Source organism: Streptomyces sp. MS19 (assembly GCF_047200595.1).
In the GTDB taxonomy this organism is placed as follows: domain Bacteria; phylum Actinomycetota; class Actinomycetes; order Streptomycetales; family Streptomycetaceae; genus Streptomyces.
This window is the reverse complement of record NZ_JBJZOH010000012.1, coordinates 78,074-91,730: the sequence shown is the minus strand read 5'-3', so window position 1 is coordinate 91,730 and position 13,657 is coordinate 78,074. Positions and strand designations below refer to the sequence as shown.

The following is a 13,657-nucleotide window of genomic DNA, read 5'->3' as shown; positions in this document are numbered from 1 at the left end:
GCTACTCCTGTCCGAGGGGTTGCAGCTGGTAACGGGGGTTGAACAGCACGGGCCGCCCGTGCATCACCACGACCCTGCCGGAGGCGACCAGCTCCCGGCCGGGCTCCACGCCCGCTATCGCCCGGCGTCCGAGCCAGACCACGTCGAGCCGGGCCGTGCCGTCGTCCAGCTCCGCCCGCAGCGCGGGCATGCCCGCCACGGTCCGCTCCCCCACGTCGCACAGCACCCCGGTGACGCTCAGCACGGGACGGCCGCGCGTCGCCTCGGAGCAGTCGCGGATACGCGTGCAGCCGGCGTCGGGCGGCTCGCTCGCGGGCGCGAGGTCGTCGCCGTGCCCGTGGCCCGCCTGCCCGCCACGTCCCAGCAGCCGCCGCAGCATCCCGGGTCGGCCCTCCGTACTCATGCCTTCAGCGTAACGTGGGCGGGCGCCCCGTCAGCGCTCGAAGCGGTAACCCATACCCGGTTCGGTGATCAGATGGCGCGGCGCCGACGGGTCGGCCTCCAGCTTGCGGCGCAGCTGCGCCATGTAGACGCGCAGGTAGTTCGTCTCCGTGCCGTAGGAGGGCCCCCAGACCTCCTGGAGCAGCTGGCGCTGGCTGACGAGGCGGCCGGTGTTCCTGATGAGGACCTCCAGCAGGTGCCACTCGGTCGGGGTCAGCCGGACGTCCTTGCCGTCCCGGTGGACCTTCTTGGCCGCCAGGTCGATGACGAAGTCCGCCGCGTCCACGACGGCCGCGTCCTCGCCCGTGCCCGGCTCGGCGCGGCGCACGGCGGCCCGCAGCCTGGCCAGCAGCTCGTCCATGCCGAACGGCTTGGTCACGTAGTCGTCCGCGCCCGCGTCCAGGGCCTCGACCTTCTCGTCCGACGTGTGGCGGGCGGACAGCACGATGATCGGCACGCGCGTCCAGCCGCGTATGCCGCCGATGACGTCCACGCCGTCCATGTCGGGCAGGCCGAGGTCGAGGATGATCACGTCCGGGTGCCGGTCGGCGGCCAGGCGCAGGGCGGAGGCGCCGTCCGCGGCGGTGTCCACCTCGTACTTGCGGGCCTTCAGATTGATGACCAGCGCGCGCAGGATCTGCGGCTCGTCATCGACTACGAGCACCCGGTGCATGGGCGGCCTTCCGTTCTGCGTGCCCGTCCGCGCCCTCGGGCGCGGGGGCGGTGTCGTCGGTGAGGGGGTCGGCGGCGTCCTCGTCGCCTTCGGGGCCCGGCAGGCCCAGGGACGGCTGGGCGATGGGCAGCGTGAGGACCATCGTCAGGCCGCCGCCCGGGGTGTCCTCGGCGTCGAGGGTGCCGTGCATGGCCTCCGCGAAGCCGCGCGCGACCGCCAGGCCGAGGCCGACGCCGTTGCCGCGCGGCGTGTCGCCGTACCGCTGGAACGGCTCGAAGATCCGCTCCTTGTCGCTGTCTGGCACGCCGGGGCCGCGGTCCACGACGCGCAGCTCGACGCGCCCGCCGAGCGCGCTGGCCCTTACCCGTACGGGGGTGTCGGCGGGGCTGTACTTGACGGCGTTCTCGACGATGTTGGCGACGGCGCGCTCCAGCAGCCCCGGGTCGGCGGCGACGTACGGCAGCGTCTCGGGGATGTCGAGGTCCACGACGTCCCCCGGGACGCCGCCGAGGGCGCGGGGCACGACCTCGTCGAGGTCCATGCCCCGGATCAGCGGCTCGACGGTGCCGGTCTGGAGGCGCGACATGTCCAGCAGGTTGCCGACGAGCTGGTCGAGCCGGTCGGCGCCCTGCTCGATGCTCTCCAGCAGGTCGGCCTCGTCCTCCTCCGACCAGGCGACGTCGTCGGACCGCAGGCTGGAGACGCCCGCCTTGATCGCGGCGAGCGGCGTGCGCAGGTCGTGGGAGACGGCGGCGAGCAGCGCCGTGCGGATGCGGTTGCCCTCGGCGAGCTTGTGGGCCCGGACGGCCTCCGTCTTGAGGCGCTGGCGGTCCAGTATGACGGCGGCGTGCGCGGCGAAGGCGCTGAGGACGCGGCGGTCCTCGGCGGGCAGGACGCGCCCGGCGAGCGCCAGCATGGTGTGCTCCCCCACGGGCACGTCCACGTCGGCGTCCTCGGGCCCGTCGAGCTTCCGCGTCTGCCCGGTGACGGAGACGCTGCGCACGCACGACCAGCGGCGGCGTTCGAGGTCGCGCTCCAGGAGGGCGGCGGTCTCCATGCCGAACGTCTCGCGCGCCCGTTCCAGCAGCGCCCCGAGGGTGTCCTCGCCGCGCAGGACACTGCCCGCGAGGAGCGTGAGGGTCTCGGACTCGGCGCGCAGCCTGGCCGCCTGCTGGGTGCGGCGCGCGGAGCGGTCCACGACGGTGGCGACGGAGACGGCGATGGCGAAGAAGACGATGATCGCCACGATGTTGTGGCCCTCGGCGATGCGCCACTGCTCGGTGGGGCGGGCGAAGTAGTAGTTCAGCAGCAGCGAGCCGACCATCGCCGAGGTGAGCCCCGGCCGCAGGCCGCCGGTCAGGGCGGCGAGGACCGTGACGGAGAGGAACAGCAGGACGTCGCTCGCGAACTCCGCGCCGGGCGCCGGCTCGGCCAGCCCCAGCGTGAGCAGCACGGGCCCGAGGATGCCGGTCAGCCAGCCCGCGAGGAGGCGGGAGCGGCCGAGCCTGGCGCCGCGCGCGGTGGGCAGGCCGCGGCCCTTGGCGACCTCGCTGTGGGTGACGATGTGGACGTCGATGTCGGAGCCGGACTCGCGGGCGACGGTGGCGCCGACGCCGGGGCCGAACATGTACTGCCAGCTCTTGCGGCGGCTGGAGCCGAGGACGATCTGGTTGGCGTTGACGCCGCGCGCGAAGTCGAGGAGGGCGCTGGGCACGTCGTCGCCGATGACGTGGTGGAACGTTCCGCCGAGCTGTTCCACCAGGGTCCGCTGGTCCGCCAGCTCGCGGGGCGACGCGGAGGTGAGGCCGTCGGCGCGCGATATGTAGGCGGCCATGACCTCGGCGCCCGAGCTCTTGGCCGCCATCCGCGCGGCGCGGCGGATCAGCGTGGCGCCCTCGGGGCCGCCCGTGAGGCCGACGACGATGCGCTCGCGCGCGTGCCAGGTGGAGCGGATGTCGTGCTCGCTGCGGTACTGCTGGAGGTACGCGTCGACCCGGTCGGCGGTCCACAGCAGGGCCAGCTCGCGCAGCGCGGTGAGGTTGCCCGGCCTGAAGTAGTGGGACAGGGCGGCGTCCACCTTGTCCGGCGCGTACACGTTGCCGTGCGCCAGGCGGCGGCGCAGCGCCTCGGGCGTCATGTCCACCAGCTCGATCTGGTCGGCGCGGCGCACCACCTCGTCCGGCACCGTCTCGCGCTGCCGCACGCCCGTGATCGACTCGACCACGTCGCCGAGCGATTCGAGGTGCTGGATGTTGACGGTGGAGATCACGTCGATGCCCGCGTCCAGCAGCTCGTCGATGTCCTGCCAGCGCTTCTGGTTGCGGGAGCCGGGGACGTTCGTGTGCGCCAGCTCGTCCACCAGCGCCACGCGCGGCGCGCGGCGCAGGACGGCGTCCGTGTCCATCTCGGTGAAGACGCCGTCGCGGTAGCGCAGCTCCCGGCGCGGCACCTGCTCCAGGCCGTGCAGGAGGACCTGGGTGCGGGGCCTGTCGTGGTGCTCCACGAGCGCGACGACGAGGTCGGCGCCGCGTTCCGTGCGCCGGTGCGCCTCGGAGAGCATGGCGTAGGTCTTGCCCACACCGGGTGCCGCGCCCAGGTAGATCCTGAGCCTGCCGCGTCGTGCCATGTCTCCCATTCTCGTCCCACGGCGCGGAAACCCGCGCCGGTCGGGGGGCGGGGGCCGTCAGGGTTCCGTATGGATCGCGCGGCCCCCGCAGGCCCGTGACCGGCGGGAACGCGCGCGCCGGGCCGGGCGCGGGCGTTCCCGCCGGGGCGGGTGCTCAGCCGTCGAGCAGGTCGCGCAGCGCGAGGTTGAGCAGCAGCACGTTGACGCGCTCGCCGCCGAGCACGCCGAGGTCGCGGCCCTCGGTGTGCGCGTCCACCAGCGCCTGGACCGTGCCGCGCGGCAGCCCGTTGCGCTCGGCCACGCGCGCGGCCTGGAGGCCGGCGTAGGCCGGGGAGATGTGCGGGTCGATCGCGGACGCGGAGCCGGTGACGGCGTCCGGCGGTACGTCGGCGACGGGCACGCCGTTGAACGCGGCGACGTCCTCCCGCGCCTGCCTGACGGTCTCCACCAGGGTGGGGTCGCCCGCGGCGAGCTGGCCTGAGCCGGTGGCGCGGGTGTCGTACCCGCTGTTCGAGGGGCGCGGCTGGAACCAGTGGGGGTCCGGCGCGCCGTCGGGGCCGTTCCATGTCTGGCCGATCAGCTCCGAGCCGATGTCGCGGCCGTCCGCCGTGACGACCGAGCCGTTCGCCCGGTCGGGGAAGAGCGCCTGGGCGACGCCGGTGACGGCGAGCGGGTAGAGGACGCCGGTCACCAGCGTCAGCACCAGCAGGGCGCGCAGCCCTGCCCACAGGACGCGGGGGGAGAAGCGAGGGGAGAACCGGAGGAAAGGGGACATGGCGTGATCACCCGATGCCAGGGATGAGGGAGAGGAGCAGGTCGATGAGTTTGATGCCGATGAACGGGGCGACGAGGCCGCCGAGCCCGTAGACCGCCAGGTTGCGCCGCAGCAGCCGGTCGGCGCTGAGCGGCCGGTAGCCGACGCCGCGCAGGGCCAGCGGCACGAGGGCGACGATGATCAGCGCGTTGAAGACGACGGCCGACAGGATGGCCGACTCGGGCGACGACAGCGCCATGATGTTGAGGCTGTCGAGCCCCGGGTGGACGGTCGCGAACATCGCCGGGATGATCGCGAAGTACTTCGCGATGTCGTTGGCCAGCGAGAACGTGGTCAGGGCGCCGCGCGTGATGAGCAGCTGCTTGCCGATCTGGACGATGTCGATCAGCTTGGTCGGGTCGGAGTCGAGATCGACCATGTTCCCGGCCTCCTTGGCGGCGGAGGTGCCGGTGTTCATGGCGACGCCGACGTCCGCCTGGGCGAGGGCGGGCGCGTCGTTGGTGCCGTCGCCGGTCATGGCGACCAGCCGGCCGCCGGCCTGCTCCCGCTTGATCAGGGCCATCTTGTCCTCCGGTGTGGCCTCCGCGAGGAAGTCGTCCACGCCCGCCTCGGCGGCGATCGCCTTGGCGGTGCGCGCGTTGTCGCCCGTGATCATGACGGTCCTGATGCCCATGGCCCGCAGCCGCGCGAAGCGCTCGCCCATGCCCTCCTTGACGACGTCCTTCAGGTGGACGGCGCCGAGGACGCGCGGCCCGTCCGCGACCAGCAGCGGCGTGCCGCCGTCCGCGCCGATCGTCTCGACGGCGCCGAGGACGGCGGACGGCACCGTGCCGCCCTGCCCGGTGACCCAGCCGGTGACCGCGCTCACGGCGCCCTTGCGGATGCTGCGGCCCCCGGTGTCCACGCCCGACATGCGCGTCCGGGCGGTGAACGGCACGAAGTCCGCGTCCCCGAGCCCGTCGCGCGTCCTGGCGGGCCGGCCCACCGTGCCGGCCGCCAGGGCGACGATGGAACGCCCCTCCGGGGTCTCGTCGGCCAGCGACGACAGCTCGGCCGCCGCCGCCAGCTCGTCCCCGCCCACGCCCGGCGCGGGCAGGAACGCGGCGGCCTGCCGGTTGCCGTACGTGATGGTGCCCGTCTTGTCGAGCAGCAGCGTCGAGACGTCCCCCGCCGCCTCGACGGCCCGGCCGGAGGTGGCCAGCACGTTGCGCTGCACCAGCCGGTCCATCCCGGCGATGCCGATGGCGGACAGGAGCGCGCCGATGGTCGTCGGGATGAGGCAGACCAGCAGCGCGGTCAGGACGACCGTGGACTGCCCGGCCCCCGCGTGGACCGCGAAGGGCTGGAGGGTGACGACGGCCAGCAGGAAGACGATGGTGAGGCTCGCCAGCAGGATGCTCAGGGCGATCTCGTTCGGCGTCTTCTGCCGGGACGCGCCCTCGACCAGCGCGATCATCCGGTCCAGGAACGTCTCGCCCGGCCTGGTCGTGACGCGGACGACGATCCGGTCCGACAGCACCCGCGTGCCGCCGGTGACGGCCGAGCGGTCGCCGCCCGACTCGCGGATGACGGGCGCCGACTCGCCGGTGATCGCCGACTCGTCCACGCTGGCGACGCCCGCCACGACGTCGCCGTCCCCCGGGACGGTGTCCCCGGCCTCGCAGACGACCCGGTCGCCGACGCGCAGCTCGGTGCCGGGCACGCGCTCCTCGCGGCCGTCGCCGGTGAGGCGGCGGGCGACCGTGCCGGTGCGGGCGCGGCGCAGCGAGTCGGCCTGGGCGCGGCCGCGGCCCTCGGCGACGGCCTCGGCGAGGTTGGCGAACAGGACGGTCGCCCACAGCCAGGCCGCGATGGTCCAGCCGAACCAGTCGCCCGGGTCGGCGCAGGCCAGCACGGTCGTCAGGACCGAGCCGACCTCCACCACGAACATCACGGGGGACGCGATCATCGTGCGCGGGTGCAGCTTGCGCACGGCGTCGGGGAGCGACGTGAGCAGCAGGCGGGGGTCGAACGCCCCGCGCGCGACGCGCCCGCCCCCGGCGGGCGTGTGCCCCCCGGTGCCGGTGGGGACGTCGTCGTGCCGGGGTGGTGCCGAGGTGGTCATGCGGCCAGTCCTTCCGCGAGCGGGCCGAGCGAGAGCGCCGGGAAGAACGTCAGTCCCGCGACGACGACGGTGCTCGCCACGAGGAGGCCCGTGAACAGTGGTCTGTGGGTGTGCAGGGAGCCCGCCGTCTCCGGCACGCGGCCCTGCCCGGCGAGTGACCCGGCCAGGGCCAGGACGAACACCATCGGCAGGAAGCGGCCCAGCAGCATGGCGATGCCGAGGCTCGTGTTGAAGAACTCCGTGTTCGCCCCGAGCCCGGCGAAGGCGCTGCCGTTGTTGTTGGCGGCCGACGCGTAGCCGTAGAGGACCTCGGAGAAGCCGTGCGGCCCGATGTTGGTCATGGCGCGCTCGCCGTGCCCCAGCGCCATCGCGAGGGCGGTGCCGATGAGCACGAGGGCGGGGGTGACGAGGATGGCGGAGGCGGCGAGCTTGATCTCGCGCGTGCCGATCTTCTTGCCCAGGTACTCGGGGGTGCGGCCGACCATGAGGCCGGCGACGAAGACGGCGATCACGGCCATCAGCAGCATGCCGTAGAGCCCGGAGCCGACGCCGCCGGGCGCGACCTCGCCGAGCACCATGCCGAAGATCAGCACACCGCCGGACAGGCCCTGGAACGAGTCGTGGAACGCGTTGACCGCGCCGGTGGACGTCATGGTCGTGGAGACCGCGAAGAGCGAGGAGCCGCCGATGCCGAAGCGCTGCTCCTTGCCCTCCATGCCGCCGCCCGCGAGCTGCGAGGCGGCGCCCGGCGCCTGGTGCTCGACCACGGTGACGGCGACGACACCGGCGAGCCAGATCACGGCCATCGCGCCCGCGACCGCGTAGCCCTGGCGCACGCTGCCGACCATGCGGCCGAACGTGCGGGGCAGCGCCGAGGGGATCAGCAGCAGCAGGAAGATCTCCAGCAGGTTGCTGATGCCGTCCGGGTTCTCGAACGGGTGGGACGAGTTGGCGTTGTAGAAGCCGCCGCCGTTGGTGCCGAGCTCCTTGATGACCTCCTGGGAGGCCACGGGGCCGCCGGGGATGTGCTGCGTCGCGCCGGTGACGGTCTCGACGGTCTGGCCGTCCGAGAAGTTCTGGACGGCGCCGAGGGCGACGAGGACGACGGCGAGGACGACGGACAGCGGCAGCAGGACGCGTACGACGCCGCGCACCAGGTCGGCCCAGAAGTTGCCGAGCCCGCCGGTGCGCGTCCGGGCGAAGCCGCGCAGCAGCGCGACGGCGACGGCCAGCCCCACGGCGGCCGACACGAAGTTCTGCACCGCGAGGCCGCCCGCCTGGACGAAGTGGCCCATGGCCGCCTCGCCCGGGTACGACTGCCAGTTGGTGTTGGTGACGAAGGAGACGGCGGTGTTGAACGCCTGGTCGGGCGGTAGCGGCGCGAAGCCGAGGGAGAAGGGCAGCAGGTCCTGCGCGCGGGTCATCGCGTACAGCAGCAGCACACCGGCGAACGAGAACGCGAGGACGCCGCGCAGGTACGCCGTCCAGCGCATCTCGGCGTCGGGGTCGGCGCCGATGGCGCGGTAGATCCAGCGCTCGGCGCGCAGGTGCTTCGGGGACGTGTAGACGGCGGCCAGGTAGTCGCCGAGCGGACGGTGTGCGAGGACGAGGGCCACCACGAGGGCGGTCACCTGGAGCACGTCCGCGAGTACGGGGCTCATGGGGCTCGCTCAGAATCTCTCGGGGAACAGCAGGGCGGCGACGAGGTAGCCGAGCAGGGCGACGGCGACGACGAGGCCGGCGACGCTCTCGGCCGTACCGGCGCTCACAGCTTGCTCACCCCATGGGCGACGAGGGCCACCAGCGCGAAACCTGCGACGGTGACCAGGACGAAGACCGCATCGGCCATCGTGGGACTCCTGAACGAGTCGGGGAACGGAACCTGACTCACCCAGAGAACCCCTGTTCGGAGGGGGTAGGGCGTACGTTGACGGCACGTTGACGACGCCCGCCGGGGCGTTGACGACGCCCATACAGCCCTTGACGCGGCCCGTACGCCGCCCGTACGCGAAAGCGCCGCCCGGGGTCGCCGGGCGGCGCGTGGACAGGGGAGGCGCGGGCTCAGACGCCCGGCGGGCGGCGCCTGCGGATGCGGCGCGCGACGACCAGCAGGTCGACGGCCGCGATGACGGTCAGGACGGCGCAGCCCACCGTCAGCCAGCCGAGCTGCGCCGGGCTCGGGGTGTCCCCCGCGTCGGCGGCGGCCCACCAGATCGCGAAGACGACGGTGGCGGCGAGGAAGAGCGGCACGAAGACGAGCGACAGGATCAGTCGCAGACGCAGGTCGCTGTAGGCGGTCACCGGCTCGGTGCCGGTCCGTACGCGGCGTCCTCTGCCCTTGCGGTCGCTCATGCGGTCCTCCCGTCGGGAGCCCGCCGGGTACCCGCCCCGACGCGTGCCGACACACCACACGCACCGGGACCGGCGCACCACGACGCCCGGGTGCGGGACACGCCGCACGCCGGGCGGGACACAGGGGAACACAGGGGCCGTGCGGGCCCCGGCACGATGCGACAACGCAGCGAGGCTCACCCAGGCCCAGGAGACCGGGGAGGTGCCCCCACGCCGGCAGAGCGCGCCAGGGAAGATCCGGACGACGCGGCCTAGCGGACCTCGGAGGTCTCCGGGCCGCGGCGGAGCTTGTCGAGCCCGCCCGCGAAACGGGACACCGGCGCGCCGTCCTCGCCCGCCTGCTCCTGCTTGACGCCGTCCGGGACCATCTGGGCGTCCTGCGGCAGCTTCAGCACGATCGGGTCGCGGGGCGCCATCGGAGAGTCGCCGCGCGCCACCACGGTGTCGCGGAAGATCTGCTCCAGCAGCCCGGCCGCCTGCGGCTGGACCGCGCCCTGCCCGGAGATCACACCGCGCAGGAACCAGCGGGGACCGTCCACGCCGACGAAGCGCACGACCTGGAGCCCGCGCTTGCCGTCCGGCAGCTGCACCGGCACCTGGGCCCGCAGCTCCCAGCCGAGCGGGCCCTCGATCTCGTCGATCGTGCCGCCCTGCTTGGTGATGCCCCCGGCGATCTCCTCGCGGACCTCGCCCCAGATGCCCTCGCGCTTCGGCGCGGCGAACGCCTGCAACTGGACGGCGCTGTCCTTGAGGACGACCGTGGCGGCGACGATCGCGTCACCCGCGACTTCTACCCGCAGCTCCATCCCCGGCACACCGGGCACGAAGAGTCCGCCGAGATCGACGCGGCCCTCGGCCGGCGACCCGACCTCGCTCAGGTCCCAGGGCCCCTCGGGGCGGGGCGCGGGCTCAAGGCGGACGCGGCGCTCCTCGGCGGCCTCCTCGTCGTCCCTGGCCTCCTCGGTGGCCTCCGGAGCCTCCTCGGGCTCCTCCTTGCGCTTGCCTCGACGTCCGAACACGTCACAGTCCTTTCCGGTCGGCGCTCCCGCCGGGACCGACCGCAGCATAGGGGTTCCGCACGCCGGCATGGCCGCCCGTGGAGCCGAAACCCCCCGTCGCCCGTGCCGAGCCCGGCAGCTCGGCGACCTCGTGGAAACGGACGGTCTCCACCTGCTGGACGACGAGCTGGGCGATCCGGTCGAACGGCTGGAACCGGACGGTCTCACGCGGGTCCAGATTGATCACGATGACCTTGATCTCCCCACGGTACCCGGCGTCAATCGTGCCGGGCGCGTTCACCATCCCGACCCCGCAGCGGGCCGCGAGCCCCGAGCGGGGGTGCACGAACGCCGCGTAACCGTCGGGCAGGGCGACGGCCACGCCGGTGGGCAGCACCGCGCGTTCGCCCGGCGCCAGCTCGGCCGCCTCGGTCGTGACGAGGTCGACACCGGCGTCGCCCGGGTGCGCGCGGGTGGGGACGGGGACCGCCGGATCGATCCGCCGGATCAGGACGTCCACGGGGGGACGGCTCACAGGGTCGGCACTCACGATGCAGACCCTACCGCCGCGGACGGGCCCGGGAGGCGCGCCTGCCATGCTTGGGCCCATGAAGCCGTACGACGAGCGTCTGACCGTTCCCCGGACCTGGTGGCTGATGGGCCTGGGCTGCGTCCTCCTGGTGGGCGTCGCCCTGCTGCCGCTCGGGGCCGTGCCCCTGCTGTGCGGTCTCGCCGTCTCGGGCGCCCTGGTCGGGGTGTCCCTCAGCGCCTACGGCTCGGCCCGCATCCGTGTGGCGGCCGGCTCGCTGATCGCCGGAGACGCCCGCGTGCCGCTGACGGCACTGGGCGAAGCCCGGACGCTCGACGCCGGGGAGGCGCTGGCCTGGCGCACTCACCGGGCGGATGTCCGGGCTCATATGCTGCTCCGCGCCTACATCCCGACGGCCGTGCGGGTCGAGGTGAAGGACCCGGCGGACCCGACGCCCTACCTGTACCTCTCGACCCGGCAGCCCGGCCGTCTGGTCGCGGCGCTCACCGCGACCCGCCCGGACCCGGCCTGACGCCTGTCCGGGCGGTCGCATCAGGCCGCGCAGTCGCGGCAGATGGGCTGGCCGTCCTTCTCCTTCGCGAGCTGCGACCGGTGGTGCACGAGGAAGCAGCTCATGCAGGTGAACTCGTCGGCCTGCCGGGGCAGGACCCGGACGGACAGCTCCTCGTTGGAGAGGTCCGCGCCGGGCAGTTCCAGGCCCTCGGCCTGCTCGAACTCGTCCACGTCCACCGTGGACGCCGACTTGTCGTTGCGCCTGGCCTTCAGCTCCTCGATGCTGTCCTCGTTGACATCGTCATCGGTCTTGCGTGGAGTGTCGTAGTCGGTTGCCATTTCGTACTCCCCCTCCGGGTGTCTGTGGTATCTCCAGCGCACGTAACGCGTGGGGGCCGGACTTTGTGCCCGACCCGAGGCCGAGATTTTGCCTCACATCAAGTGCTGTTACTCAATCGACACCCAACCGAACGCCTGAAGAGGTGATCATCCGGGCTGCCGATCGGGCCCCTGGACGCCCGAAAGGCCGGTCGGTGCCTGCCCCGGGCCCGTCCGCACGGGCCCGCGGTATGCGATTGATCACATTCCACTTCTCTCCTGTCAGGACCTTCACGCCAGGACCTCCGGCGCCGGGCCGGGCGCCGTGGCGCCCCTCCCGGGCCGTGACCACCCGGACGGATGGCCGCCCGGACAGCTTTCCCGTCAGGACAGCGTCTCAGACGGGTACGAAGACCCGCATCACGAGACCGCCGTCCTCACGCGGCTCGGCCGCCACATAGCCCCCGTGCGCACGGGCGACGGACCGGACGATGGACAGACCGAGACCGACACCTTTGTCGCTCCGTGTACGCTGCGTGCGCAACCGCCGGAAGGGTTCGAACATATTATCGATCTCGTAGGCGGGGACGACCGGCCCGGTGTTCTCCACCACCAGCACGGCCTGCCCGGGGCGCGACTCGACCCCGACGCGGACCCAGCCGCCCCGCGCCACGTTGTAGCGCACGGCATTCTGCACCAGGTTCAGCGCCACACGTTCGAGCAGGACGCCGTTGCCCATCACCTGGACAGGCTGCCGGTCGCCACGCAGCTCCACGCCCCGCGTCTGCGCCTCCGCGCGCGTCTGCTCGACCGCCTGGCCCGCCACCTCCGCGAGGTCCACGGGCTTGCGGTCCACCAGCTCGTTCTCGCTGCGGGCGAGCAGCAGCAGGCCCTCCACCAGCTGCTCGCTGCGCTCGTTGGTGGCCAGCAGCGTGTTGCCCAGCTGGATCACCTCGGGCGACGCGTCGGGGTCGGAGAGCTGGACCTCCAGCAGCGTCCTGTTGATCGCGAGCGGGGTGCGCAGCTCGTGCGACGCGTTGGCGACGAAGCGCTGCTGCGCGGTGAACGCGCGATCCAGCCGGTCGAGCATCTCGTCGAACGTGTCGGCCAGTTCCTTCAGCTCGTCGTCCGGGCCGTCCAGCTCGATACGCCGGTGCAGGTCGGACCCGGCGACCTGGCGGGCGATGCGGGTGATCCGGCCGAGCGGCGAGAGCACGCGCCCCGCCATCACGTAGCCGAACGCGAACGCCGCCACCGCCAGGCCGAGCAGGGCGAGCAGCGAGCTGCGCAGGAGCTGGTCGAGCGCGATGTCGCGCTGGGTGCCCTGGCACTTCTCGACCCAGGTGGTGAACACGTCGCCGCTGACCAGCCCGGAGATCTCGGGGCACACGTCGGACGTGATCCTGACCTGGGCGCCGTCGGTGATGTCGTAGGGCAGGTCGCTGCCCCGGTTGAGCGCCTGGGCGGCGAGCAGGTAGATGATCGTCAGCAGGACGAACCCGGCGATCAGGAACATGCCGCCGTACAGCAGCGTCAGGCGGATGCGGATGGTCGGCCGGAACCAGCCCGCGCGGCGCTCGCCCTCGTGCGGGCTCCAGCTCGGCTTGGGCGGCGCCGCGGGCATCCTGGGCGGCGGCGGTGGTCCGGGGGGCGGGGCAGCGGCCATGGCGTCAGATCCGGTAGCCGGCGCCCGGCACCGTGGTGATGACCGGCGGGTCGCCCAGCTTGCGGCGCAGGGTCATGACGGTGACGCGCACCACGTTCGTGAACGGGTCGGTGTTCTCGTCCCATGCCTTCTCCAGCAGCTGCTCCGCCGAGACGACGCCCCCCGCGCCTCGCATCAGGACCTCCAGCACGGCGAACTCCTTGGGCGCGAGGTGGATCTGCCGTCCGTCCCGGAAGACCTCACGGCGGTTCGGGTCGAGGCGCAGGCCCGAGCGCTCCAGCACCGGGGGCAGCGGCGCGGTGGCACGGCGGCCGAGGGCGCGTACGCGGGCGGTCAGCTCGGTGAACGCGAAGGGCTTCGGCAGGTAGTCGTCCGCGCCCAGTTCCAGGCCCTCCACGCGGTCCGAGATGTCGCCGGCGGCGGTGAGCATGAGGACGCGGGTGGGCTTGCCGGTGGCGACGATGTGGCGGCACACGTCGTCGCCGTGCAGCAGCGGCAGGTCGCGGTCGAGGACGACCACGTCGTAGTCGTTCAGGTCCACGCGCTCGGTGGCGGCGGCGCCGTCGTAGACCACGTCCACCGCCATGGCCTGCCTGCGCAGGCCGGTGGCCACCGCGTCCGCGAGCAACTGCTCGTCCTCCACGACGAGTACGCGCACGTCC

Annotated in this window: 15 protein-coding genes; 1 reads left to right on the top strand and 14 read right to left on the bottom strand. The window is 73.2% G+C overall.

Going from position 1 to position 13,657, the window contains the following annotated elements:
- Window position 1 precedes the first annotated feature (1 nt).
- The 11 genes from ACL02R_RS14870 to dut form a co-directional block, all read right to left on the bottom strand.
- Window positions 2-403, bottom strand: coding sequence for an OB-fold nucleic acid binding domain-containing protein (locus tag ACL02R_RS14870; RefSeq protein ID WP_412797360.1), 402 nt, complete (start codon window positions 401-403; stop codon window positions 2-4).
- Window positions 404-433: 30 nt separating this feature from the next.
- Window positions 434-1,114 (bottom strand): response regulator, encoded by a 681-nt coding sequence (locus ACL02R_RS14865; RefSeq protein ID WP_362960421.1) that lies wholly within the window; start codon window positions 1,112-1,114, stop codon window positions 434-436.
- The gene (locus ACL02R_RS14860) at window positions 1,089-3,740 is read right to left on the bottom strand and encodes an ATP-binding protein (protein ID WP_412797359.1); all 2,652 of its coding nucleotides are present in this window, start codon (window positions 3,738-3,740) and stop codon (window positions 1,089-1,091) included. Before ACL02R_RS14860 ends, ACL02R_RS14865 begins: the two co-directional genes overlap by 26 nt.
- 154 nt (window positions 3,741-3,894) lie before the next feature.
- Complete coding sequence (locus tag ACL02R_RS14855) at window positions 3,895-4,515, bottom strand: potassium-transporting ATPase subunit C (protein WP_412797358.1); 621 nt, start codon at window positions 4,513-4,515, stop codon at window positions 3,895-3,897.
- A 7-nt stretch (window positions 4,516-4,522) separates the two neighbouring features.
- Entirely contained in the window at window positions 4,523-6,619 is a 2,097-nt protein-coding gene (kdpB, locus tag ACL02R_RS14850) for a potassium-transporting ATPase subunit KdpB (protein WP_412797357.1), read from the bottom strand.
- Complete coding sequence (gene kdpA / locus ACL02R_RS14845; protein WP_412797356.1) at window positions 6,616-8,280, bottom strand: potassium-transporting ATPase subunit KdpA; 1,665 nt, start codon at window positions 8,278-8,280, stop codon at window positions 6,616-6,618. The genes kdpB and kdpA overlap by 4 nt, the downstream gene beginning before the upstream one ends.
- Before the next feature lie 9 nt (window positions 8,281-8,289).
- Window positions 8,290-8,388, bottom strand: a complete 99-nt coding sequence (gene kdpF, locus ACL02R_RS14840) for a K(+)-transporting ATPase subunit F (protein WP_412797355.1) — start codon at window positions 8,386-8,388, stop codon at window positions 8,290-8,292.
- Entirely contained in the window at window positions 8,385-8,510 is a 126-nt protein-coding gene (locus tag ACL02R_RS14835; protein WP_362960438.1) for a hypothetical protein, read from the bottom strand. The genes kdpF and ACL02R_RS14835 overlap by 4 nt, the downstream gene beginning before the upstream one ends.
- Window positions 8,511-8,680: 170 nt before the next feature.
- Window positions 8,681-8,971, bottom strand: coding sequence for a DUF6343 family protein (locus ACL02R_RS14830; RefSeq protein ID WP_412797354.1), 291 nt, complete (start codon window positions 8,969-8,971; stop codon window positions 8,681-8,683).
- 251 nt (window positions 8,972-9,222) lie between these two features.
- Window positions 9,223-9,990, bottom strand: a complete 768-nt coding sequence (locus ACL02R_RS14825) for a DUF3710 domain-containing protein (protein WP_412797353.1) — start codon at window positions 9,988-9,990, stop codon at window positions 9,223-9,225.
- A 1-nt stretch (window position 9,991) separates the two neighbouring features.
- Window positions 9,992-10,504 carry a dUTP diphosphatase gene (gene dut / locus ACL02R_RS14820; RefSeq protein WP_412797428.1) on the bottom strand — a complete coding sequence of 171 codons (513 nt, stop codon included), beginning with the start codon at window positions 10,502-10,504 and terminating at the stop codon, window positions 9,992-9,994.
- A 73-nt stretch (window positions 10,505-10,577) separates the two neighbouring features.
- Here dut and ACL02R_RS14815 point away from each other — a divergent pair, with 73 nt between their 5' ends.
- Entirely contained in the window at window positions 10,578-11,030 is a 453-nt protein-coding gene (locus tag ACL02R_RS14815; protein ID WP_412797352.1) for a DUF3093 domain-containing protein, read from the top strand.
- A gap of 20 nt (window positions 11,031-11,050) precedes the next feature.
- On the opposite strand, the gene ACL02R_RS14810 is transcribed toward ACL02R_RS14815, so the two are convergent.
- The 3 genes from ACL02R_RS14810 to ACL02R_RS14800 all read right to left on the bottom strand — a co-directional run bounded on the left by ACL02R_RS14810 (window position 11,051) and on the right by ACL02R_RS14800 (window position 13,653).
- Window positions 11,051-11,350: a DUF4193 domain-containing protein gene (locus ACL02R_RS14810; protein WP_052851347.1), complete on the bottom strand. Its 300-nt coding sequence runs from the start codon at window positions 11,348-11,350 to the stop codon at window positions 11,051-11,053.
- 376 nt (window positions 11,351-11,726) lie between these two features.
- Window positions 11,727-12,995: a sensor histidine kinase gene (locus tag ACL02R_RS14805; RefSeq protein WP_412797351.1), complete on the bottom strand. Its 1,269-nt coding sequence runs from the start codon at window positions 12,993-12,995 to the stop codon at window positions 11,727-11,729.
- Window positions 12,996-12,999: 4 nt separating this feature from the next.
- Window positions 13,000-13,653, bottom strand: a complete 654-nt coding sequence (locus tag ACL02R_RS14800; RefSeq protein ID WP_362960643.1) for a response regulator transcription factor — start codon at window positions 13,651-13,653, stop codon at window positions 13,000-13,002.
- Window positions 13,654-13,657 lie beyond the last annotated feature (4 nt).

Coding starts and splice junctions, on each gene's coding strand:
- ACL02R_RS14805 (WP_412797351.1), bottom strand. CDS start 12,995: ATGGCCGCTGCCCCGCCCCCCGGACCACCGCCGCCGCCCAGGATGCCC.
- kdpA (WP_412797356.1), bottom strand. CDS start 8,280: ATGAGCCCCGTACTCGCGGACGTGCTCCAGGTGACCGCCCTCGTGGTG.
- kdpB (WP_412797357.1), bottom strand. CDS start 6,619: ATGACCACCTCGGCACCACCCCGGCACGACGACGTCCCCACCGGCACC.
- ACL02R_RS14815 (WP_412797352.1), top strand. CDS start 10,578: ATGAAGCCGTACGACGAGCGTCTGACCGTTCCCCGGACCTGGTGGCTG.
- ACL02R_RS14855 (WP_412797358.1), bottom strand. CDS start 4,515: ATGTCCCCTTTCCTCCGGTTCTCCCCTCGCTTCTCCCCCCGCGTCCTG.
- ACL02R_RS14810 (WP_052851347.1), bottom strand. CDS start 11,350: ATGGCAACCGACTACGACACTCCACGCAAGACCGATGACGATGTCAAC.
- ACL02R_RS14830 (WP_412797354.1), bottom strand. CDS start 8,971: ATGAGCGACCGCAAGGGCAGAGGACGCCGCGTACGGACCGGCACCGAG.
- ACL02R_RS14870 (WP_412797360.1), bottom strand. CDS start 403: ATGAGTACGGAGGGCCGACCCGGGATGCTGCGGCGGCTGCTGGGACGT.
- ACL02R_RS14865 (WP_362960421.1), bottom strand. CDS start 1,114: ATGCACCGGGTGCTCGTAGTCGATGACGAGCCGCAGATCCTGCGCGCG.
- ACL02R_RS14860 (WP_412797359.1), bottom strand. CDS start 3,740: ATGGCACGACGCGGCAGGCTCAGGATCTACCTGGGCGCGGCACCCGGT.